The sequence below is a fragment of the Pseudomonas sp. Pmew2 genome (assembly GCF_058129885.1).
This window is the reverse complement of record NZ_CM176702.1, coordinates 5662819-5684712: the sequence shown is the minus strand read 5'-3', so window position 1 is coordinate 5684712 and position 21894 is coordinate 5662819. Positions and strand designations below refer to the sequence as shown.

17 protein-coding genes and 4 pseudogenes are annotated in these 21894 nt (G+C 50.8%); 10 read left to right on the top strand and 11 right to left on the bottom strand.

Annotated elements, in window-relative coordinates; all coding sequences use genetic code 11:
- Position 1: 1 nt before the first annotated feature.
- Entirely contained in the window at positions 2-817 is an 816-nt protein-coding gene (locus tag AC4ANK_RS26305) for a formate/nitrite transporter family protein (RefSeq protein ID WP_005735093.1), read from the bottom strand.
- 351 nt (positions 818-1168) lie between these two features.
- Positions 1169-2149 carry an IS5 family transposase gene (locus AC4ANK_RS26300; RefSeq protein ID WP_044424202.1) on the bottom strand — a complete coding sequence of 327 codons (981 nt, stop codon included), beginning with the start codon at positions 2147-2149 and terminating at the stop codon, positions 1169-1171.
- 75 nt (positions 2150-2224) lie between these two features.
- Here AC4ANK_RS26300 and AC4ANK_RS26295 point away from each other — a divergent pair, with 75 nt between their 5' ends.
- The 5 genes from AC4ANK_RS26295 to AC4ANK_RS26275 all read left to right on the top strand — a co-directional run bounded on the left by AC4ANK_RS26295 (position 2225) and on the right by AC4ANK_RS26275 (position 9082).
- The gene (locus AC4ANK_RS26295; RefSeq protein ID WP_460237255.1) at positions 2225-3484 is read left to right on the top strand and encodes an IS256-like element ISPsy17 family transposase; all 1260 of its coding nucleotides are present in this window, start codon (positions 2225-2227) and stop codon (positions 3482-3484) included.
- 304 nt (positions 3485-3788) lie between these two features.
- Entirely contained in the window at positions 3789-4295 is a 507-nt protein-coding gene (gene msrA, locus AC4ANK_RS26290) for a peptide-methionine (S)-S-oxide reductase MsrA (RefSeq protein WP_031598392.1), read from the top strand.
- A gap of 829 nt (positions 4296-5124) precedes the next feature.
- Positions 5125-5550, top strand: coding sequence for a hypothetical protein (locus tag AC4ANK_RS26285; protein WP_460383700.1), 426 nt, complete (start codon positions 5125-5127; stop codon positions 5548-5550).
- A 12-nt stretch (positions 5551-5562) separates the two neighbouring features.
- Positions 5563-6543, top strand: a complete 981-nt coding sequence (locus tag AC4ANK_RS26280; RefSeq protein ID WP_044424202.1) for an IS5 family transposase — start codon at positions 5563-5565, stop codon at positions 6541-6543.
- A gap of 256 nt (positions 6544-6799) precedes the next feature.
- Positions 6800-9082, top strand: a complete 2283-nt coding sequence (locus AC4ANK_RS26275; RefSeq protein ID WP_200877642.1) for a C48 family peptidase — start codon at positions 6800-6802, stop codon at positions 9080-9082.
- 158 nt (positions 9083-9240) lie between these two features.
- Here AC4ANK_RS26275 and AC4ANK_RS26270 read toward each other — a convergent pair.
- A pseudogene (locus tag AC4ANK_RS26270) lies at positions 9241-9558 on the bottom strand (integrase core domain-containing protein); the annotation flags it as partial.
- A 190-nt stretch (positions 9559-9748) separates the two neighbouring features.
- Here AC4ANK_RS26270 and AC4ANK_RS26265 point away from each other — a divergent pair.
- The 3 genes from AC4ANK_RS26265 (at position 9749) to AC4ANK_RS26255 (ending at position 12038) form a co-directional block, all read left to right on the top strand.
- Positions 9749-10258 (top strand): hypothetical protein, encoded by a 510-nt coding sequence (locus tag AC4ANK_RS26265; RefSeq protein WP_223812328.1) that lies wholly within the window; start codon positions 9749-9751, stop codon positions 10256-10258.
- 398 nt (positions 10259-10656) lie between these two features.
- Complete coding sequence (locus AC4ANK_RS26260; RefSeq protein WP_031598251.1) at positions 10657-11172, top strand: GAF domain-containing protein; 516 nt, start codon at positions 10657-10659, stop codon at positions 11170-11172.
- 335 nt (positions 11173-11507) lie between these two features.
- Entirely contained in the window at positions 11508-12038 is a 531-nt protein-coding gene (locus AC4ANK_RS26255; protein ID WP_031598249.1) for a hypothetical protein, read from the top strand.
- A 101-nt stretch (positions 12039-12139) separates the two neighbouring features.
- On the opposite strand, the gene AC4ANK_RS26250 is transcribed toward AC4ANK_RS26255, so the two are convergent.
- Positions 12140-13099 (bottom strand): tyrosine-type recombinase/integrase, encoded by a 960-nt coding sequence (locus AC4ANK_RS26250; protein ID WP_002556075.1) that lies wholly within the window; start codon positions 13097-13099, stop codon positions 12140-12142.
- Between the two features lie 337 nt (positions 13100-13436).
- Here AC4ANK_RS26250 and AC4ANK_RS26245 point away from each other — a divergent pair, with 337 nt between their 5' ends.
- Positions 13437-13685 (top strand): type II toxin-antitoxin system prevent-host-death family antitoxin, encoded by a 249-nt coding sequence (locus AC4ANK_RS26245; RefSeq protein ID WP_002556076.1) that lies wholly within the window; start codon positions 13437-13439, stop codon positions 13683-13685.
- Between the two features lie 12 nt (positions 13686-13697).
- Positions 13698-14048, top strand: coding sequence for a type II toxin-antitoxin system RelE/ParE family toxin (locus AC4ANK_RS26240; RefSeq protein ID WP_002556077.1), 351 nt, complete (start codon positions 13698-13700; stop codon positions 14046-14048).
- A gap of 93 nt (positions 14049-14141) precedes the next feature.
- Here the strand turns inward: AC4ANK_RS26240 and AC4ANK_RS26235 are convergent, their stop codons facing one another.
- The 7 genes and pseudogenes from AC4ANK_RS26235 to AC4ANK_RS26205 form a co-directional block, all read right to left on the bottom strand.
- Entirely contained in the window at positions 14142-14546 is a 405-nt protein-coding gene (locus AC4ANK_RS26235) for a hypothetical protein (RefSeq protein ID WP_031598244.1), read from the bottom strand.
- Positions 14536-15519 (bottom strand): annotated as a pseudogene (locus AC4ANK_RS26230) (RHS repeat-associated core domain-containing protein); the annotation flags it as partial. The gene AC4ANK_RS26235 and the pseudogene AC4ANK_RS26230, both read right to left, overlap by 11 nt.
- A 14-nt stretch (positions 15520-15533) precedes the next feature.
- Complete coding sequence (locus tag AC4ANK_RS26225) at positions 15534-16283, bottom strand: IS5 family transposase (protein ID WP_460382697.1); 750 nt, start codon at positions 16281-16283, stop codon at positions 15534-15536.
- Positions 16284-16372: 89 nt separating this feature from the next.
- A pseudogene (locus AC4ANK_RS26220) lies at positions 16373-18217 on the bottom strand (RHS repeat protein); the annotation flags it as partial.
- Positions 18214-19707 carry a DUF6531 domain-containing protein gene (locus tag AC4ANK_RS26215; protein WP_237772657.1) on the bottom strand — a complete coding sequence of 498 codons (1494 nt, stop codon included), beginning with the start codon at positions 19705-19707 and terminating at the stop codon, positions 18214-18216. The gene AC4ANK_RS26215 and the pseudogene AC4ANK_RS26220, both read right to left, overlap by 4 nt.
- Before the next feature lie 17 nt (positions 19708-19724).
- Positions 19725-19928, bottom strand: a pseudogene (locus AC4ANK_RS26210) (hypothetical protein); the annotation flags it as partial.
- On the bottom strand, positions 19925-21442 hold the full coding sequence (locus tag AC4ANK_RS26205; protein ID WP_460383694.1) for a DUF6531 domain-containing protein: 1518 nt from the start codon (positions 21440-21442) through the stop codon (positions 19925-19927). The pseudogene AC4ANK_RS26210 and the gene AC4ANK_RS26205, both read right to left, overlap by 4 nt.
- Positions 21443-21894 lie beyond the last annotated feature (452 nt).

The window sequence follows — 21894 nt, the reverse complement described above, 5'->3', positions numbered from 1 at the left end:
ATTATTCCGGTGCTTGCGCGCCGCTGGCCCTGGACAGCTCAGCAGGTCGGGCTGCCGCATTGAAGAAGGCCAGGTGATAGGCCAGGCCTACGAACACCGCACCGCCCACCGCGTTACCCAAAAATACCGGAACGAAGTTGTCGCCGAACTGCGCCCAGCTCAAGGCGCCGGCAAAGATCGCTGCAGGAATGACGAACATATTGGCGACGATGTGCTGAAAGCCGATCGCGACGAATGCCATCACCGGAAACCACATGCCGACCACTTTACCGATCACGTCCTTGCTTGCGTAGCTGAGCCACACCGCCAGGCACACCAGCCAATTGCAGCCAATACCCGATATGAATGCCTGTTCGAAGCTGGCCCCTACCTTGGCATTGGCGATGGCCACAGTCTTGGCCATGAATGGGCCTTCAGTCAGCCCCACCACATGGCCGAAACAATAGGCGACGAACAGCGCGCCGATCAGGTTGGCCAGCGTCACCAGTACCCAGTTGCGCACCAACTGACCCAGACCGATACGCCCGGCGAATAGCGCCATGGGCAGGCTCATCATGTTGCCGGTCAGCAACTCGCCACCGGCCAGCACCACCAGAATCAGCCCGACCGGAAACACCACAGCGCCAAGCAGATTGCCCAGCGACGCCCACTCGTGAGGGATCATGGTGCTGACATGAATATCGAGAAGAAACCCGAGGGCAATGAAAGCCCCTGCCAGAAAGCCCAGGATCATCAACGACGACAGGCCCAAGTGGGCTTTCTTGACGCCACTTTCGACGGCAATTTCAGCGATTTGCTGCGGGGTGTTCAGAGACATGGTGGGCTCGTGCGTGGTCGTGGGCTGAGCGTGGGGAGCAGAAGCTCAAGCGGTGCGCGCCTGTCGCACGGGGAAACAACGTTACGGAATGTTTCGAAGGATGGCTAATCGGATGTTTTGATCGGGTGATTGAGAGGGTCGATGACTGGACTTACAGTTGTTTGGTTGGCAGGTTTGTAGTGGGAGACTGTCAGAAATTTTGTGTTCGGGCATAACATGTAGCTAGGGATGCTCCGATCAACTTGCCGCGCAGCGGTGGCAAGCCGTAATTTGCCAGGCACATAGCGCTATTTTTCTGAAAACGGTCTGATGCAGTGTGAGTCGAGCGCGTTTTTCGCTCGGTTTTCCGTGTTAAGCGCGCAACTCACCCAAACCCATTAGTCGCTTTCGAGCCATCCACAGGTTCGACAGGGCGAACAGCGTGGTCAGTTGGGCCGTGTTTTTCATCAGCCCACGAAAGCGTACTTTCACGTAACCAAACTGGCGCTTGATGACCCGAAACGGATGCTCGACCTTGGCGCGTGTCTGCGCTTTGCAGTACTCGATCTTGCGCTTGGCTTTGTACAACAGGCTGCGTTTGTTCAGCTTGGAATACGTGCTGCGCCGCGCCGCGATTTGCCAGATCACGTTACGATTTTCGTGCTCTTCACGCTTCTCGACACCGGTGTAGCCAGCGTCCGCATAGACCGCGTTTTCTTCCCCGTGGAGCAGTTCGGCGACTTGAGTGACATCGGCCACATTGGCCGCAGTGCCATGGACGTGATGAACCAGTCCAGACTCAACGTCAGCGCCGATGTGGGCCTTCATACCGAAGAAATACTGGTTACCCTTCTTTGTCTGATGCATCTCGGGATCACGCTCGCCGTCTTTGTTCTTGGTCGAGCTTGGGGCATGAATAATGGTGGCATCGACGATGGTGCCCTGGCGCAGCGACAGGCCTTTTTCCTGCAAATAACCGTTGATGACCGCGAGGATTGCAGGAGCCAGTTGATGTTTCTCCAGCAGGTGCCGGAAGTTCATGATCGTGGTGTCTTCCGGTATCGGCGCACTCAACGTCAGGCGTGCAAACTGGCGCATGGGGGTGATTTCGTAGAGCGCTTCTTCCATGGCCGGATCACTCAGGGAGAACCAGTTCTGCAGCAGGTGAATGCGCAGCATGGTTTCCAGCGGATAAGGTTTTCTGCCACCGCCGGCCTTGGGGTAGAACGGTTCGATCAGGCCCAGCAGACCTGTCCAGGGGACGACCTGATCCATCTCGGCGAGGAAGCGTTCGCGGCGTGTCTGCTTGCGCTTGCTGGCATATTCGAAATCGGAAAAGCTCATCTGGCTCATGGGAGGCTCGGATCAGGTGGTCAGGCGATTTTCGCATAACCGGGACTTGTTCGGAGATTCCCTAGAGGTGCATGTATGCCGACCAAAAAGAAGTCCGCCAATGCAACAGCGAGGGAGTTGCCCTCGATTCCCCAAGAGCTGATCGAGCAGTTTGTTAAAGGCCCGATGAGCGCCGAAGCCATTCAAGACGCGTCCATGGCGTTCAAGAAGGCTCTGATCGAGCGTGCGCTAGGCGCCGAGCTGGGTCACCACCTTGGTTGCCCTCAGGGCGCGGAGCGCCCTGAGGAGTCGACCAATCAGCGTAATGGCAAAAGCAGCAAGACGGTTCTGACCGACGACGGGCCGCTTCGCCTGGATATCCCCAGAGACCGCGATGGTAGCTTCGCCCCGATCCTGATTCCCAAGCACGAACGCCGTTTTACAGGCTTCGACGACAAGATAATTGCCATGTACGCCCGGGGCATGACGGTGCGTGAGATCCGCGCTTTTCTGTCTGAGCAGTATGGAACTGACGTGTCCCATGACTTCATCAGCTCAGTCACCGATGCGGTCATGGAAGAGGTGAGCGCTTGGCAGCAACGACCCTTGGAACCGATGTATCCGGTGATCTTCTTCGATGCGTTACGGGTCAAAATCCGGGACGAGGGGTTAGTGTGCAACAAGGCTATTTATCTGGCGCTGGGGGTATTACCTGATGGCACGCGCGACATTGTGGGTATATGGATCGAGAGCACCGAGGGTGCCAAGTTTTGGATGAAGGTGTTCAACGACCTCAAGACTCGTGGCGTTGAAGATGTTCTGATCGCCGTCACGGATGGCCTCAAAGGAATACCGGAGGCGTTGGGGGCGGTTTTTCCTGCCACGACGCTGCAAACCTGCATCGTGCATCTGATCCGCAACAGCTTGGACTATGCCGCTTGGGATAAACGTCGGGCACTGGCCAAAGCACTCAAGCCGATCTACCAGGCGATCAATGCAGATGTGGCTGAGCAAGAGCTTAACGCCTTTGAAGCGGGCCCCTGGGGCAAGCAGTATCCGACTGTGGTTGCTGCATGGCGTCGCGCCTGGGATCGGGTTATACCGTTTTTTGTTTTCCCGGCGGGCATCCGCAAAGTGGTTTACACGACCAATGCCATCGAGAGCATCAATGCCCAGTTACGCAAGATCATCAAGACTCGAGGGCACTTCCCGACCGATGAGGCCGCGACGAAACTGATATGGCTTGGGTTGCGCAACATCACCGCCAACTGGGGTCATGCGGCACACGACTGGAAAGTGGCAATGAATCAATTTGCGATCCTGTACGGAGACCGATTTACCAGACCGAGCTGGTAAAACAAGGGCCTGCCTGACGGCAGGCCCTAACCAGCCCGAACACAAAAAAACTGATACTCCCTGTAGTGGGTCAACTAAACCCGATCACTGAGTTGTCAGCGAACGGGCCATCTTGGAAACGCTGACTAAACCGCACAAGCCGGCGGATTCTGAAGCAACTGTAGACTACGGAGCAAGGCGCCAAGGCTTCTGTAGGACGTGTACTCGTTCCGCAACACGATCCTGTTTTTTACTTCATCCGGCTTGGTATTGCCCGACATCACCCCATAACTATCCCTGTCTCCATGAACCGCAAGGACAGACTATGACCAACTCAACCGAAACCGCCATCCTTGCCGGCGGCTGCTTCTGGGGCATGCAAGATTTGTTGCGACGCTACCCCGGCGTGCTGCGTACGCGAGTCGGCTACACCGGTGGCGAAGTACCGAACGCCACCTACCGCAACCACGGAAACCATGCCGAAGCGATTGAGATCGTGTTTGACCCGGCGGTGATCAGCTACCGGCAGATTCTTGAATTCTTTTTCCAGATCCATGACCCGAGCACGCCTAACCGGCAGGGCAATGATCTTGGGCCGAGCTATCGTTCGGCGATTTACTACCTGAGCGAACAGCAAAGGGATATTGCCGAAGATACCGCGGCTGACGTGGACGCCTCCAAGCTGTGGCCGGGGCGTGTGGTCACGCAAATCGAGCCCGCCAGGGAGTTCTGGGAAGCGGAGCCGGAGCATCAGGATTATCTGGAGCGGATACCGAACGGTTATACCTGCCACTTCATCCGGCCAAACTGGAAGTTGCCCAAGCGGGCTTGAACCTGAATCGGACCTGGAAGGCCACGATAGGGGAGAGCGCAAAAGCTGACCAGTATCTGAGAGAACCACCCAGAAACACAAAAGCCGCGCAATGCGCGGCTTTCAAAGGTGGTGGGCCCACACGGACTCGAACCGTGGACCAAAGGATTATGAGTTGCTGGGCGACGTGCTATGCCTAGAGAAATCGTTCGTAGGTGAACGTAGGTTGGCATAGCTGGAGGCCCCGTAGTTAGTGGTGTTGAGCGTAGTTTTGATAAGGTTGATCAAGCTGGGTACTGTACCGTGGTTGTACTGATTTTGCAGCGTATGAGCTTCGACTTAAAGTAACGCGGTCACCATGTTCAATTCTGAAGAGGCGAATGCTTGGCCTCGAATGGGCTCTTGGCGTTGGTAGCGGCTGAGCCCCGGCTTCCGGTTACACCAGGAGGCCGCAATCTGTCGCAGCAAGCTCCCTCTTGAAGCACTGCCCCAGCCGGATCATCATTCGGGATGCGCATTCTCTGCTTTTGCCAGAAGCGCCTTAATCTCGTTCATGCTGAGAAATTGGCACAGCACCAGTTCCCGTATCGATCAGCTTGCCCCCAGGCATACTGGAGAAAATTGAGGACGATGTGCGTGAAAATAAGCGCTCCGGGAAAGCACACAGGACGGTCAGCGCTATTGTCAGGCGTGCGTTGGAAGCTCAAGGGTATACGCTTGATTAATTAAAAATTATTGAATCATAATTAACATGCAACAGTTTGGGCGCGGTGACGAAGTACTAGCGGCTTGGTCGGCGATATGCATCGACCTCCGTTATCTTCTGTAAAATTTTTATATTGAGTGGAAAATGTCAGAAGTCGAACTGAAAGAAGATACGGAAAAAAAAGCTGCAACGTTTATGGGATGGGGCAAGCTTGGAGCCTTGGCTTTGGCTATTTCAGCCCCTATGTTTTACTTGAATGGAAAAGCCTACCACGAGGGCTACCTCTCCTATTTGCACCTTGAGCCGTCTATGTTTCCTCTGTTGGCCACTGAGTATGTCGAACAAACTGCGGTGGGTTGGTTCAGAGTCATAGTCGGTTGGTTCAACAACGGATTTGACACCTTGGGGAAAAACTGGCTCTTGGCTAGTATGAGCATGGTTGTCCTAAGCTTGATTTTTGGCCTTGTTGACTTCATGACAGACCGTACGGGTTGTGATGACCGGAAAAGTCACAAACCTAAGGAATCTCCGAACAAGTCCCGGTTATGCGAAAATCGCCTGACCACCTGATCCGAGCCTCCCATGAGCCAGATGAGCTTTTCCGATTTCGAATATGCCAGCAAGCGCAAGCAGACACGCCGCGAACGCTTCCTCGCCGAGATGGATCAGGTCGTCCCCTGGACAGGTCTGCTGGGCCTGATCGAACCGTTCTACCCCAAGGCCGGCGGTGGCAGAAAACCTTATCCGCTGGAAACCATGCTGCGCATTCACCTGCTGCAGAACTGGTTCTCCCTGAGTGATCCGGCCATGGAAGAAGCGCTCTACGAAATCACCCCCATGCGCCAGTTTGCACGCCTGACGTTGAGTGCGCCGATACCGGAAGACACCACGATCATGAACTTCCGGCACCTGCTGGAGAAACATCAACTGGCTCCTGCAATCCTCGCGGTCATCAACGGTTATTTGCAGGAAAAAGGCCTGTCGCTGCGCCAGGGCACCATCGTCGATGCCACCATTATTCATGCCCCAAGCTCGACCAAGAACAAAGACGGCGAGCGTGATCCCGAGATGCATCAGACAAAGAAGGGTAACCAGTATTTCTTCGGTATGAAGGCCCACATCGGCGCTGACGTTGAGTCTGGACTGGTTCATCACGTCCATGGCACTGCGGCCAATGTGGCCGATGTCACTCAAGTCGCCGAACTGCTCCACGGGGAAGAAAACGCGGTCTATGCGGACGCTGGCTACACCGGTGTCGAGAAGCGTGAAGAGCACGAAAATCGTAACGTGATCTGGCAAATCGCGGCGCGGCGCAGCACGTATTCCAAGCTGAACAAACGCAGCCTGTTGTACAAAGCCAAGCGCAAGATCGAGTACTGCAAAGCGCAGACACGCGCCAAGGTCGAGCATCCGTTTCGGGTCATCAAGCGCCAGTTTGGTTACGTGAAAGTACGCTTTCGTGGGCTGATGAAAAACACGGCCCAACTGACCACGCTGTTCGCCCTGTCGAACCTGTGGATGGCTCGAAAGCGACTAATGGGTTTGGGTGAGTTGCGCGCTTAACACGGAAAACCGAGCGAAAAACGCGCTCGACTCACACTGCATCAGACCGTTTTCAGAAAAATAGCGCTATGTGCCTGGCAAATTACGGCTTGCCACCGCTGCGCGGCAAGTTGATCGGAGCATCCCTAATGATTGTCTTGCTTAAGAGATGCGAATATTAAAATTCAAATCAACCTGTTGATTATTATTTATGGCTTTCTAATGGCAAACCAGTATCGGCGCTAAAATTACGGAAAACCCCAATACAGAAAAGTCTATGGGTATCACAGCAAGAATAATACAAAATTATTTTAACATCTCAGAGAGATTTTCTGACAGAATTGCCATCAACCAGGAGGAATATATGTGGAATTTTAATAATTGGAGCAAAAGCTTGGACGCTTATCAGAGACTCCAGGAAACGCAAAGTAAACTTCATGAGTTTCTTTCTTCTGATACAACATCCTCAGTCCAACCCGATGGGGGGGGCGCGCACGACCTGCCGCAAAGACAGCGATATTCTATTCAGCAAGCTGAGTCTCAGGGCAGGCGGCTCGTAGATCAAGCAGAACTACAAACGCAGGTTGAGCGCCGCTTTTCAAAAAAGTCTGAGACAAGATATGTAACGGAGGTTCAATTTGTTCCAGATCACCTTGAGGATACTGAGTATCGATACAGCTCTAGAAAAGTCCCCTATTGTGAGGATATAGCACTCATTGAAAGATTTTGCGAGGGTGCTCTGCTAGGTGGTAGCAACTCTAACACCGTGGACTTTTATAAAAATCAGTTGATCTCTATTAGTGACTATCTTCAGCGACAGCACATGCCAGCGATTAACGCACGTTTATTCTCTGATAGTCTTGAAAGCGATTTAAAACAGTATGCGTTTCAAAACAATCGCAGTGATACGCTGGCAATTATAGGTCACTTACGACGTATTGAATCTAACAAACACGGGGTTAGTGCTATTCTGCCTTTCAAAACAAAAAGTTCAGATTTAGACGAATGGTTAATCGATCAAGTGTTTTCCGACGAAAACCAGACTACTTCCTCATATAGATCAACTTTGCGCGCGCTCAGTCATTGGCTCGCAGCACAAGAAAAGCCGGGGCTGTGTGATCCGGACTATCTCCATTCCCACGAATTGACGGGAGATGTGCTGAAGTTCAGCTGTTTGCCAGGCCGTCACCAATGTAGCGCGGCGTTGCAACACATGCGAAACTATGACCTTGGTAGTAAAGTTCGCCTAAAGAAGCAACGTGATACCCGTAATATCCCAGACGAGGACCAAACGTTAATCTCGCACTACCAAAAAATTGCTAACGATGCCTTGGTAATAAAAAATAGTAAAGCCGGAAAAAAAACGAATCGTGATCCTCATGGAAGAACGAGCGTTGACAAGTACGCGTCTGTACTACGCTCATTCAGCGCGTGGCTTAAGGAGGAGGGAAAAGGAAGCTTGTCAACTCTTCTTCACGATCCAGAGTTGGATACGTATAGGGATTTATGGACGCACAACAAAAGCTCTTCTAATGCCAAAACGGTTGTAACCCTGCTAATGAAATTGCGTGAAATATTTCCACCCTTCTCAGTAGAAGCGGTACAAGAACCTAGTCACTCCTCTTTTACGTTGCCAAATTCAGAGTGGTCAGGTTGGGGCTGGAATCCAGATACGCCGCAATACCCCCCTCAAAGTCCAGCTTCGACCTTCAACGGACTCTCCTCCCTGAGTGATTACGGCCGCGAATTCGACCTCAATACGCCCCAGCAAGAGCAGCCGTGGAGCACCTATGGGGACTATGGCACTCAGGCTACAATGGAGCACTCGGCCCTGCCCCCCATGAGTCCCGAGAGGATCGATGTGGACAATCTGCCGTTTACCCAGGACGTCGAAGACCCCGAGCTGCCTCAAGTGACTGAGACTTCGTGGCTGCTAGACGGACATTTGCACGCCTACACCAACGACCTCGCTCGCCGATTGCAAGAGGAGTCCAATGCCCATTTACTCCACTTTGCCGACTCGCAAATAGTCACTATGCTGAACTCCGAGGATGAAGCACAGAGAAACGTTGCGTTGCGCCGTCTAGTCGGAGACGCAGTCAACCCTGCCCCACCCATCGCGTTCATGCCCATCAACCGAGATAACGTCCATTGGTCGCTTCTCGTCGTCGACCGTCGAGATAACCACTCGCCTGCAGCCTACCATTACGATTCCATGGGAACTCCGCATCCACATCAGCACTGGCATGCCCAAATGGCAGCCTGGCGCCTGGGCCTTGATGCTTCGCAAGTCTATAAAATGCCCACCGCCATACAGCCGGACGGTTATTCTTGCGGCGATCATGTGCTGACCGGTATAGAGGTGTTGGCTCACAGGGTGATCGACGGCATGTTCGATTACGCGGGCGGCAAGGACCTGAGCGATATCAAGCCAGACCGCGACTTCATCAGGGATCGTCTTGCCCCAGCGGATCAAGCGCCAGCAGAAAGCAGTGTCAGGTCAGTTCCCGAGCCGCCCGTCGAACAGAAGAAAAAGAAAAGCAAGTGGTGGAAGTTGTAGCGGCTTGATGTATAGGAATTTCAAAGTTTCTATAAAGGGCAATCGTCCCCAAAAGTCACCTCTGCGTGATGCCGAGGTGGCGTTGAGGCTGGTGAAACGCTTTTCTCACGCCACATCGGCGTCTAAAAACGGGGCCATTGCGACGTTCTGTGTAGTGGTCAACTGATCCCGGACACGACGTTAAGGTTGAGCGGGCGCCAGTCCACCTTTGTACTGGTGTGGTCGAATCCAGTTGTAACGATGCATCAGATAATGACTGATATCCCGCTGAGCCCCTTGGGCTGTCGTGTAGCCCACACAGTCGGTATCCACTCAGCTTTCAAACTGCGGAATACACTCTCCATCGGCGAGTTGTCATAGCAATTACCTCGGCGACTCATGCTCTGGCGTATGCGGTATCGCCAAAGCCGCTGGCGAAACTGTCGGCTCCCATATTGGGTGTCCTGGTCTGAGTGAAACAGCAGGTCCTGAGGCTTCTACATCGTAGCCACAGTCATCGATAAATTCAGTGACTTTTTGATACAGATCAATAACAGCTATCAGGCTTGACTGATCATTGAACTAAATCTCTGAATATGCAATTAAAAACCCACATTTCTGGAAATGTGAAAAGTTTTTAAATATGGTAGCTAGAAACCTGTAATCCATTTTAAAGCGCAGCAAAAGATGAGTGTAAGAGAGGCTGTTGTAGTCCTTTTTTCAAAATCCATAGGCTCTCCAATTTTAGAGGTTACTATGCAAACCTATAAATACTACCCCAAGAATCTACCTGCCATTGGCACCGTTCTGCTGACGACTTATGGCTTGTTCGCCCATAAAAACGAGATCCCCAAATCTCATGTGACTGATGTTTTAAAAATTTGCAAAAAACTCACCGATGGTTTCGATGACGAGATGCATCATTTAAGCGCTCTTATGCTGATGATTGCTGACGCTCCAGTGGAACCTTTGCTCAACGCATCTGTCGCTCACAAAGGCTCCATCATCGGATTTACTTCTCTTGGCTACCTTCTATCCTATGGATCTATTAGTGAAACGGCTAAGAGCATCATCCAGACAGGTAATGGTGTTTTTCTCGTGGAGCTAAGTGGTAATATTGACAACCCTACAGCTGATCTCAAAGTTTTCAACTCTTGGTCTCAGTATCAAAAATTCCTCAAATGGGGACGAAATTGAGACTAAGAAGCATTCTTGGAAACGTCGTCAAGCCTACTAATTAATAGTAAAAAATCCATACCCATAAAACCGCGGCCCTGGCAAATGAGCGGTGCCCCAAGCTGGCCCCGTCGAACGATAGGTTCTACGCCCTAATGCATATGGTTGGCGTTGTGCGAGCGCGCTACGAAGCAACAGGAGTCTTGGCAAGGCAAGCTCGCGGAGCACCTTCCTGACGGCTGTTCAAAAGACGTTGAGTTAACATAACGCTTGCGCTGCAGCTCTGCCACAAACCTTTCGGGACTTCTGCTGTACGAAACGGTTAAGATATCTTACGAACGTCCGACAAGCCTGCGGTGCTGTGGCGCTGGGAGCGGTCTAAAAGAAAGCTTTATCTGAGACAATACACCAGGATGAACATGAGATTTTCCAATACCAACGCAGATAACCCCCTGATTACCAAAGCTGAAAATTCTGCTATCGCTGAAATCGAAGCCACCGCAAGCACATTGCAACTCGTCAGCCGCCTTACTCAGATGAGGTTCGTGTCCATTGCCAAATTTACAGAAAGCGACTGGGTTGCCTGTGCAGTTCATGATGCGGTGCATTTCGGCATCGAACCAGGTGATGCTTTTGCTTTGGAGTCTAGTCTTTGCAATGCAATGCGTTTTGATCATAAGGCTTTAGTGATTCCGAGGTTGAGCCAGGATCCAAAATACCGTGATCATCCGAACGTGAGCCGTTATGGCTTCGAAAGCTACATAGCGATACCTATCTTTTTTTCCAACGGATCGCTATTTGGTAGTCTTTGTGCTATCGATTCACAGCCAGCGGTGCTGGATGACCCAGATGTGATTAGCACTTTAGAAATAATTGCCAAGCTGATCGGCTTGATTTTCTCTATGCATATAAACCAACAGGACCATGCGTCGTAGCTACGGTGGAAAAGCTTCATATTTACAGTACGTCTGGGTTACGTATACCCCCCCCCCCCCCCCCCCATAGTATATTTTACTGTTATAACTGTATCATTGTAATTATACTAAATAGCGGTCATAAATTGGGGTGGGGGCTGGATCCTCAACGCATGATATTCAGCGATCAAGAGAAATTTTAGTTGAACCGGCGTATTCGCTCAGAGACTAACTTCCCGCGCGACGACCGCCGCGCCGGGGTAGTTTTACTGGCTGTTTAGGGTCACTCACCTGAAACATTCGCTGAATTAACAGGCTTTTTGAATCGCCCCGGGTTTCGTAGTCACGGAAAAAAAATGCCCAATAGCCAAAAAAAGTCACTTCTCGAAATGCCAAAAGATTGGCCTTTGCCAGATTACTATCTTCTTGAGCTAGGCCGCATAGCTGCAACCTGGTCGGTCCTTGAAGGTAGCTTGAATATCTATATAAAAAAGTTGTTAGGTATCAATGACCCTGACGACGCTAGACCACAAATAATCACTACACATATGAACTTCAAGCAAAAGCAGGATGCCTTTGGAACGCTATGTGACATTCTAAAAGATTCACATCCAGGATTGAAAGACTACCAGGCGGTAATAGCAGCCATGAATAAAGCGGCAAAGGCACGCAACATATATGTGCATGGTTCGCTTCACTATGACACTGAGACGGCGAATCTTTTGCTGTCTTCGGTGAGTGCACGAGGAAGCTTCAAAGTCACATTTGTCCCTACAACGGTGGAGGATTTGAAAGGTGTGTCTGTACTCATTCACAAAGCAAGCGTGGCTCTGCACAACCTAGTTACAGGGTCTAAACATCCAGGTCTTTTTCCAACACAGGCATGAAGCTGAATGGCAAATTCTTGGCATGCAGATCTCCCATCCCCAATACTTTTTAAGCCGTTTCACAGCTTGCCGCCGCTGAACTCAGTCCGTATCAAGCCACGTCAGTACTTCACTTTAAACGTCGGCGAATCCTCCGGCCGCTGACCGCGCCGGTCATAAAGGCGGGTGGTGCTGATGTTCGCGTGCCCCAGCCACATCTGTACTTTGGCGATATCGGCGTCGTGCTCCAGGGCGTTGGTCGCCGCCGTTGCGCGCAGGCCATGCACGCCCAGGTGCTCGACGACGATGCCGGCCTTCTTGGCATAGGCCTCGACAACGGTATAGATGCCGTTGGCCGTAATGCCGGCGCCGGTGGTAGTACCGCGCAGCGAGCGAAACAGCGGACCCGGCGCGGTGTCTCGTTCAACATCCTGTTCCAGGTACGCGTGGATGCGCTCGGCGGCCATGGGATGCAGCGGCAAAAAGCGGATCTTGCTGCCTTTGCCATGCACCCGCAGGTGTTTAATGCCACGCCGCTCCTGCAAGTCGCCGGTCGTCAGTTGTGCCGCTTCTTCTCGACGCAGGCCGTGGTACAGCAGCACGGCCAGAATAGCCCGATCACGCAATCCCTTGAGCGTTTCAGTGTCCGGAGCCTCTAGCAGCTGCTTGGCCTGGTGATCGCCGAGTGCCGGAGTCTTGCCTTCGTTGGTCTCAATCCGAGGCCGTTTGACGCCATGCACCGGGTTGCCGCCAGCGACGGCATTGTTATCCAGGAGGTGATCGAAGAGGCTGGCCAGTGCGGCCAGTTTGCGCCGGATGGTGGCCCCGGCCAGGCCGCGTTGTTCCAGATCGGCGCGCCAGGCCAATACGTGCGATCGGGTGACCTGGCGAAAGTCATCGGCGCTGGCCAGCCCTATAAAGGAGCAGAAATCCGTCAGGTCATTTTGATAGGCACGGCGTGTGCGCGGATTGTCGAGGTTGGCAAACCACTCGACCGCTGACGGAACTCTGGCCAACTGCTGAAATTCGACCGCCGATAGCCTGCGGTGGTCGCCGGAGACTACTTTCGTCACTTCCTGCATGTACAACCATCAATCGGATTATTAGCGATCACGTATCACCATTCCAGTCACCAAAACGACGCCAGTACCCAGCAGCGTACACGATTCGGAAAAGGCCGCAATAAGTGATGATAACCTATTTTATCACCAGTAACCATAAAAATTACACGGTGTGATATTTTTGCATTACCAAACAATGGTCTTGACTCTGAAGGAAAAATAAAACTAGTAAAGAGCCTATATTTGGTCTATATTTGGGCTTCTAACATTAGCTTAGGTGATCCTCGGCCTAAGACAACCAAGCGTTATGCACCAGTTTATCGCGGTGCAAATACAAACATGAAGGAGGTCTCAACTCATGCGAGTTGAAACAATCAGTTTTCTGAAACGCAACGCAGCCGACCTGCCTCTCGATGAGCCATTGGTCGTCACGCAAAATGGTGTCCCGGCCTACGTGGTGGAGTCTTACGCTGATCGTAAGCGCCGCGATGAGTCAATCGCCTTGGTGAAGCTCCTGGCAATCAGCTCCCGCGAGTACTCCCAAGGCAAGCACTGTTCCACTGACGAACTCAAAGCCCGATTGAGCAGGAGGTTTACCCAGAAATAAATAGGAGCATTAATGAATACGTTTGCACTGCGCTTTACCGATGTTGCCCAGCAAAGCCTTGAGGATCAGGTTGAACACCTGGCTGTCCATCAGGGATTCTCATCAGCTGCTCAACGCATAGATACCCTTATCGATGCCATCCAAGACAAGCTCCTGTCTACCCCGTTGGGCTACCCGGTCAGCCCTCAATTGAGTGAGCTGGGTGTACTGCACTATCGTGAGCTGAACACTGACGGATACCGGATCTTTTACGAGGTGATGGATTCAGATGGTATTACCTTCATCGTCATATTGCTCGTATTAGGAGGTAAACAAAGTGTTGAACAAGCCCTCATCCGCTATTGCCTTCTTCAGCCTATATAGTGTCTGATGATCCTGCGGCCAGCTTAGTGTAAGTCTCCATTTCTGACGGCTCGTAAAACACTTTGAAAGGAGCGTAATCAACGCTCCTCATATTTAGTCCACTACCTTAATTTCTGGGCTGTTGAACGAAACTATATCTAGACTTTCGTCTGCTAGAAGTAGAGAAAAGTGAATTACTCCGTCAAGATCACCAACGCCATAAGTTTCAGCCTTGAACCATTCGATATATTTCGAATTTTCAACCTTAAATAGTGAGTAGTCGGTTCTTCTCGTCGTTCGCGCGCTATCAGACCTCCAGCTATAACTATCATTAGCAAGTTTAAAGCCGACAATGTCTTTTAACTCAAATATTAACTCTATCTCAAAAATCTGATCATTTCCAGCAAGCAATATTATTTTTAGTTCCGTCTCAGTTCGTGAAAAAAAACGCAGAGCACACCGACCAATTTCGATGTCAGGTATTATCCAGTCTATATAGTTTTCGAGTTTATCGACCATATCTCACCTTTACTCGGTCACGTCCGTTCTGAATCTCCAATGTAGGTCGGCCGTCAGAACTATCAGGGCGCACAACAATTTTTCGACCGTCTGGTAATGTTCCTGCTCTACCGTTTGGTATATCTTTAACGTCAGAGGGATTCATATCATCGAAGTCATTATTTGCTGTATCCATGTCTCCTTCAGGCTTGATCCATATATCACTAGGCCCTCTAGTTTTGTCACCTGGAATCGCATCAGGTACTGGACTATCAACACTTTCATTATGGTAACACCCTCCCGCAGGACACTCTCCATTACCCAGGGAAGGTGAGTAAAGTAAGCATGACGCCCCGGCACCTAAGCCTAAGCCGACACCTCTCCCAACTTGGGGTAGAATATCTGGAATGCTATCAAACCAGGTTGGCAATGCAATTGCTGCTAATCCCATAGGATCAATATACGACATAGGGTTGGCGTTAACGTACGCGTAAGTATTACGTCCACCCCCTAGCCCAATCGGATCACTCTGCACATACCGCCCGGTGTCCGGGTTGTAATCCCGATGATAGTTATAGCTCAGCTGCGTTTGCGCATCGTAGATCTGTCCTGGAAACCTTAGTGCTATGGCCGTGGCTTTGCCGTCGCCATCCACATCCTCTTCAGGCGCGCCTACACCATACGCATCGCTGTTCCAACGCCACAGCAGTGCCTGGGAACTGTCTGTCGCCAGTCTCGGTGTGTTCAGGTGATCGACATGAAGGTAAATCAGTTTGCTGCTGCTCACTTCACCCAGCGCAGAGAAGTTCGCCGTCAGCTGTGCCAGCGGCATGTTGTCCAGCCAGAACCAGTATTGGCCACTGGTTTTCTGGCCATTTCCGTCATAGAACGTTTGGCCGATCAGCTTGCCGCTTGGGTCATACAGGTAGGTGGTTGTGCCCGCCAACGCCTGACTACCCATGACGTAAGAGCGTTTGATGATTCGCTGGCCTAGGGTCTGTTCCCGTTTCACATTGGCAGCCACAGAAAAGCGCAGGCCATTGCTATGACGCTTTCATAGTTTCTCTTGAGTTTGTCGAACCGAGAAGCCGCCGCCCGGAAATGCTTCAACCGGGCAAAGGCGTTTTCTACGAGATGTCGATTGCGATATAACCCTTTGTCCAGATCTGCGTTCCCTTTCAGAGAATTGCGCTTTCGTGGAATCACCACTTTGCTGCCTTGCTGCTCGACCTGAGCGCGTATCGCTTCAGTGTCGTAGCCCTTGTCCGCAATGATCACTTCTGCATTGGGCATCTTGGCAATCAACGAGGCCGCCTGCGAACAATCATTGGTCTGGCCTCCGGTCACGTCAAATGCAATGGGCAGCCCACAAGCGTCTACAGCCAGGTGAATCTTGCTGGTGTTACCGGCTCGGCTTTTTCCGATGGCCTGGTCCTGCGTGCTGGCAGCACCTGCACTGTGCTGATGAGCCTTTACATAACTGCCATCAATGAAAACCCACTCCATGTCAGGATCGGTCATCAGCACCTCAAGCACCTTGACCCACTTGCCTGAAGCAGACCAGGCATTGAACCGCTTGTAGACCTTGCTCCAGTTTCCAAACGCTTTCGGCAGGTCTCGCCAAGGGCAACCCACACGCATGCGGTACAGCATGCCTTCAACCGTGGTGCGCAAATCTCGCTTGTTGTAGATCGATTCGTGCAGCAAAATTTCTCGAAGCTTCGGCCAGTGCTCATCACTGAGCATTAATCGGGGCATTGCAGGCTCGTATTGGTGTTGTGTGAGAACTCCAACAATACGGGCCTGTTCTCATAGAGATCAATGGGTTACGTCGAAACGGGAACAGACCCTAGTGCGTTGTATTTGTAGTCGGCAATTTTGTAGATGTTTGCCTGATAAACCTCGCTCAGACGGCCTTGGCTGTCGTAGGTGAATCGGCGGCCATTGATCTGCGTGTGGTTACCCGCAGCGTCCACAGGCAGTGTGGAGCCATTGACGCTGGTTAGCCGGTTGCTGTCGCTGGCATAGGTTAAAGACTGAGTCTGCGTGGCATCACTTGTGGTCAGGCTGGTAGTGGTACGCTGAGTTCTGTTGCCAGTGGCGTCGAAGCTGTAAGCCTTCTTGATGCTGTTGGTTTGCTCCTGAGTCAAACGGCCCAGTGCATCATATTCATACTGCACCGCACCCCACAGACTGGTGGCTGTCTCGGCGATATTACTGTCAGCGTCGTACCGATAAGTTGTTTGCCAGTTGCCGACTTGCTGCTGGGTCAGTTGATAGTCCTGGTCATAGGTTCTCGACAGCAGGATACCGTTGCCCCAGGTAAGAGAATTGACTGGACCAAAAGGCTGGTAAGAGATGTTGCTGGCCAGCGTTGCTGTCTTGTTGCCGATGGCCAGTTTGATGCCCGTGACCTGTGCCGCGCTGTTACGCGTGTAGGTCAGGTTGATATTCGATGGATAGCCGATCTGCACCAGATTACGGGCGGCGTCATACCCGTAATTCAGTGTTTCATAATAGTCGCCGCTGTTAACGCCAACCGAGCGATACTGCCTGACCAGATTGCCCTTGGCGTCGTAGGTATACGTCAGAACCCCGGCACTGTCCTGTAGGCCGGTGAGGTGGCCAATTCCAAGATTGCCATCAGCAGTCTGATCATAGAGAAACTTGATATTGAGCGCCGGTGTGGCCGGATAGCTTTTACTGGTCAGACGATTGAGCGCGTCGTAGGCATACTCGGTCACAACCCCACGTGCATCAGTGCTGCGAATGAGATTGTTGGCCTCGTCGTAGGCATAAGTGCTGGTACCGCCGTCCGTGCTTTTGCTGCTGATGCGGTTGCCTAAACTGTCGTAGGTATACAGCGTCGTCACGCCACGTGGGTCGACTACCTTGGTGACTTTGTCGTCAGAGTTGTAGCCCAAGGCAGTCACGCCCTGCAGAGCATTGACGATCTTGCTGACCCGATTCAGAGCGTCGAACGCTTGCTGCGTTTTGTTGTTACGCGGAGTGGTATAGCTCGACTGATTGTCGTTCAGGTCATAGCCATAACGTTGCGTCTGATCACCAGCACCCACAACCCGGATCAGACGACCTAACTCATCGAACACACGTCGCTGAAGATGGACCACGGCTCCATTGGTGTCTTTGGTCTGTTCCGCCGTCCGATTACCCATTGGGTCGAGAGTGTAATTGATGCTTTCACCAAGCCGATTGCGCACCCCGATAAGCCTGCGGGCATCGTCATAGCTGTACTTGACCCAGTTTCCATCAGCCGTGGTCACTTGCAGCAAATCACCGACTTCGTTGTACCCATACTGGGTAGTCGACGAATCAACAGTCAGACTGGCAAGCCAGCCTTGAGGGGTGTAGCTGAGGGTCGTCACCACCCCGTTTGGGTCAGTGACACTTTGCGGATTGCCGTAGCTGTCGAAACTGGCAAGCGTGTAGACCTGACCCAGCGCGTTGGTCACCGTTGTAAGGTTGCCTTGGGCGTCGTATGCATACCGAGTAACATCATCCACGTCAGTACGCGCGCCATCCACACTCGCAACCTGCCCCAAGGCAGTATAGGTCCGGCTGATCGTGCCGGCCTGGGCAGAACATGCCAGCCAAGCGCAGGCAATACCTACTGCAGTTTTACGCAAGAAAGAAACGGTCATGCTCAGATCCTTGAAATAGGGAGTGCTCATCGGGATGTGCTCTGCCGAGTGAGCTCGCGTCCTTGATTGTCATAGCTATACACAGTCACGCGATTGGGTTCAATTACCCTGATTGGCAGAAAACGATCAGGGTCCCATTCCGTTGTAGTGGTGCGTGCCAAGCTAGTACCGCTGGCCTCGGTGCGGCTGATTTCCAGGCCCCTGTCGTTGTACTCATAAGTGGTAATCAAGCCTTTGGCATCGGTTTTGGTCAGTACGAGGCCGCGGTCGTTATAGGTGTAGGAGGAGTTGGTAGCTGGGCAGTCGGGGGTAGGTTCACCTTTAACTTCGACTAATCGCTTCACGCCGGAAATAATTTCGTACCTATATGTTGTATCTTTACCAAGCTCATTTGTTACGACACTGGATAAGTCAGATGTATAAGATATCTTGACCGCACCCGCATTACCTGCATGCTGACTGGAAATAGCCCTACCTGCCCTGTCATAAGCCCAAGTGGCAAAGCGAACACCTCGCTCATCTGTAATCCCTGTAAGTAGATTACGGCTGAAAGAGTCTTCGTAGTGGTACTTTCTGATAGAGACACTACCGTTAGAAGTCAGTTGCCGCTCGGTCAAATTTTGATTATTATCATATACGAAAGTAATATCTTGCGTAGTTGTCTTTACTGATTTAATCCTACGTCGCGCGCCTTCCACCAAGACAACAGACTCGCCATAGTTATTGTTTACAACTATCTCACGCCCTGTACCTCGCTTACTGTAAACCAACTTATATACAACCCCTTGCGGATCATTAACTTGAGTCAGATCACCCGAAGCTGAAAAAAATAATACCTCATGATTTAAGCCGTCATATCGCCACGAATCGTTTTCCTTTTTTAGAATTCCGACATCAGTTTTGGAAATGTAATTTTCAGTACTCGGCGAAAATAGATTTTCTTTACCGTCCGATCTTACCATAACCGCAGATCGATCCGAAAAGAAAAGGTAGGTAGAAAAATTATGTCTCCAAAGACTGTCCGAGCTATTATAGAAACGCGAAATCCTCATGGTTTTCGATTCAAAGTCAGTTTCATCTTGAATCTTATTTCCATATGTGAAATTGATAGGATTCCCTGCTAGAGTTGATGGGCTCGAGCAACTCATAGAGTGATCATCGCGCCCTTTAGCAGACTCCTTTGTACAAGCACTGTACCGTGGATTTGGTCTCTCTCCCTCAGGACAGTTTAGTGTAATCAACACCCCATCGCCAAACGTAGTTGGATAAGAAGAGTTAAAACCACATGCGTAATAGAACTGAGATATATATCGATTATTTTCGGGTTTATAGAACTGTGTCATATGCGGCCACGACTCATATAGTGTTTCGCACATCTGCTCTGGCGTTTCAAAATAAGCGTCAGGAAGGTTGCCGTCCGTCCTCCAAGTTTTATAAACGTCTGCACGAACAGGCGACAAGTATATAGCTTGAGCAATAAAGACTAAAAAAGTCTTGAAAAAAATCTTTTTACTTTTCATGAAATGCCTTTTCCAATTTGAGCGTCGTATGCGTAACGAGTGACGTCATCCACATCAGTACGCGCACCAACGATACTTGCGAGCTGCTCAAGGGCTGTATAAGTGCGACTGATGGTGCTTGCTTGCACAGAGAATGCCAGCCAGGTGCAGGCAATTCCCACAGTGGCTTTGCGCAAGAAAGAAACGGTCATGCTCAGATCCTTGAAATAGGGAGTGCTCATCGGGATGTGCTCCGCCGAGTGAGCTCACGTCCTTGATTGTCATAGCTATACACGGTAACTCGATTGGGTTCAATTACCCTGATAGGCAGAAAACGATCAGGGTCCCATTCCGTTGTAGTGGTGCGTGCTAACATAGTACCACTGGCCTCGGTGCGGCTGATTTCAAAGCCCCTGTCGTTGTACTCATAAGTGGTGATCAAGCCTTTGGCATCGGTTTTAGTTAGTACGAGGCCGCGATCGTTGTAGGTATAGGTGGAGTTGCTGTAGGGGCAATTAGGCGTAGGCTCTCCTTCAATAGATGTAATCTTCTGTATGCCTCCAATAACCTCGTAATGATAAATCGACTTGCGTCCTAAAGAGTTTATAACCGTAGAATAACCTGTTCCGTAGGTAATCTCAGTTTTCTGAGATTCATTTGCATGCTTTGAGGAAACGGCACGACCAAGGCTGTCGTACTCCCAACTGGCATAAACGATTCCTCGTTCATTAAGTATCCCTGTTAGGAACTTATCAGAGCTAGGGCTTTCATACTTATAAGAGCGCACCATCTCGACACTCCCGTTTGACTTAGCTACACGAGATAGCATGCCACTTGAATTATAAGTGTAGTTTACCATGAGGTCTTTGCTTTTCATGCTTAACAACTGGTGCCTAGAGTCTTCCTCTAGTTCAACAATATTTTCATACTCGTCTGATAACTGTATTCTAGTACTCGAACTACCAACTACGTAATTCAGAGTCACATTTCCGCCGTCAGGGTTGGAAATCTTTATTAATTTCCCAATGGCGGAGTAAAAATATGTTGAGCGGTCTACAGAATTATAGATCCATTGGCTATTGACTCCGTCATAGCTCAATTTTCCGATATCTGAAACGGAGGTATAAACGCCTGACTTTTCTGTATAAGCTGATGCTCCGGAATCTCCTTTTATCACAACCACAGAGCCGCTAGCGAAATCCAGGCGTGAGGAAAAATTATGGACCCAGGCCCCATTCAAGCTATTATAAGTACGAAAAACTTTTATGCTATGGGCCCCGCCAGCTGTAAAGTCAATCTCCTGTTGCATTTTGTTTCCGGAAATAACATTTACTGGGTTACCTACAAAAACATCCGGCGTGCTTGTTGGTACATCACAAGTAGAAATTTCAGTTGTACGCCCAAGGGCACCAATTCGCTTACACTGCATGCTAGGAAAGTCTAGAATCTCCGAATTATCACATGTCACTTCCCCATAGTCTACAGATCCAAAATATCCTTGATTCAAATCAGAGCCACATTGAAAACGCTTAGATTTATAGTAGGGATCATAAAAACTCTTTTCCGGACGATAAGCCGAGGAAATCCCCGGAAGCTCAACATAGTATATATATTCACAGCCCTGTTCCGGAGTTTGGAATATAACTGGAGGGATGTATCCTTCCCACCAAAATTTATAGGTCCGAGCTTGGGCAGACTCTTCGCTTACAAAAGCTAAAGTTATTAGTACAGCAAAAAACCTTGTAAAATTATTCAATGTCATAATCCACGCGATAGATGAATTGCAAGAGTCCAAAAGTCTTAACCGGTCTAAAAGAGAGTAGGCCGCTCAGCGAAATCACGGTTCGGCCTGGAAAGTGGCGGCGGCTATCCAGATCGACCACACCGACAAGGCGAACCGGCTGATACGAGAGCAAGGCAAGGTCATGCACAGATCCTTCTGGTAGAGGGTATTCAATAGCTAAATGGTCATGTCAGCGAGGAATGACTTGCCGGCCGGTTTCCCGGCCTGACTGTCGTAGGTGTATACCGTGGTACCGGCGGTTCTACAACCTAGGTGCGCAGGAAGCGGGTGGGGTCCCGTTCGGAGGTAGTGACTGGGGCATGAGGAGTGCCGCTGTCTTCGCCGATAATATCAAAATGATATCCATTATCGGCAATTTTCGGAGCCGAATTGCATGGTAGTACGACTTGCCAGCGCGTAGGTTA

What these genes read in the sequence shown, in the direction of transcription:
- AC4ANK_RS26305 (WP_005735093.1), bottom strand. Translation starts at nt 817, where the DNA reads ATGTCTCTGAACACCCCGCAGCAAATCGCTGAAATTGCCGTCGAAAGT.
- AC4ANK_RS26255 (WP_031598249.1), top strand. Translation starts at nt 11,508, where the DNA reads ATGCCCAATAGCCAAAAAAAGTCACTTCTCGAAATGCCAAAAGATTGG.
- AC4ANK_RS26295 (WP_460237255.1), top strand. Translation starts at nt 2,225, where the DNA reads ATGCCGACCAAAAAGAAGTCCGCCAATGCAACAGCGAGGGAGTTGCCC.
- AC4ANK_RS26275 (WP_200877642.1), top strand. Translation starts at nt 6,800, where the DNA reads ATGGGTATCACAGCAAGAATAATACAAAATTATTTTAACATCTCAGAG.
- AC4ANK_RS26215 (WP_237772657.1), bottom strand. Translation starts at nt 19,707, where the DNA reads ATGAAAAGTAAAAAGATTTTTTTCAAGACTTTTTTAGTCTTTATTGCT.
- AC4ANK_RS26225 (WP_460382697.1), bottom strand. Translation starts at nt 16,283, where the DNA reads ATGCCCCGATTAATGCTCAGTGATGAGCACTGGCCGAAGCTTCGAGAA.
- AC4ANK_RS26240 (WP_002556077.1), top strand. Translation starts at nt 13,698, where the DNA reads ATGAATACGTTTGCACTGCGCTTTACCGATGTTGCCCAGCAAAGCCTT.
- AC4ANK_RS26265 (WP_223812328.1), top strand. Translation starts at nt 9,749, where the DNA reads ATGAGTGTAAGAGAGGCTGTTGTAGTCCTTTTTTCAAAATCCATAGGC.
- AC4ANK_RS26245 (WP_002556076.1), top strand. Translation starts at nt 13,437, where the DNA reads ATGCGAGTTGAAACAATCAGTTTTCTGAAACGCAACGCAGCCGACCTG.
- AC4ANK_RS26300 (WP_044424202.1), bottom strand. Translation starts at nt 2,149, where the DNA reads ATGAGCCAGATGAGCTTTTCCGATTTCGAATATGCCAGCAAGCGCAAG.
- AC4ANK_RS26235 (WP_031598244.1), bottom strand. Translation starts at nt 14,546, where the DNA reads ATGGTCGATAAACTCGAAAACTATATAGACTGGATAATACCTGACATC.
- AC4ANK_RS26250 (WP_002556075.1), bottom strand. Translation starts at nt 13,099, where the DNA reads ATGCAGGAAGTGACGAAAGTAGTCTCCGGCGACCACCGCAGGCTATCG.
- msrA (WP_031598392.1), top strand. Translation starts at nt 3,789, where the DNA reads ATGACCAACTCAACCGAAACCGCCATCCTTGCCGGCGGCTGCTTCTGG.
- AC4ANK_RS26280 (WP_044424202.1), top strand. Translation starts at nt 5,563, where the DNA reads ATGAGCCAGATGAGCTTTTCCGATTTCGAATATGCCAGCAAGCGCAAG.
- AC4ANK_RS26285 (WP_460383700.1), top strand. Translation starts at nt 5,125, where the DNA reads ATGTCAGAAGTCGAACTGAAAGAAGATACGGAAAAAAAAGCTGCAACG.
- AC4ANK_RS26260 (WP_031598251.1), top strand. Translation starts at nt 10,657, where the DNA reads ATGAGATTTTCCAATACCAACGCAGATAACCCCCTGATTACCAAAGCT.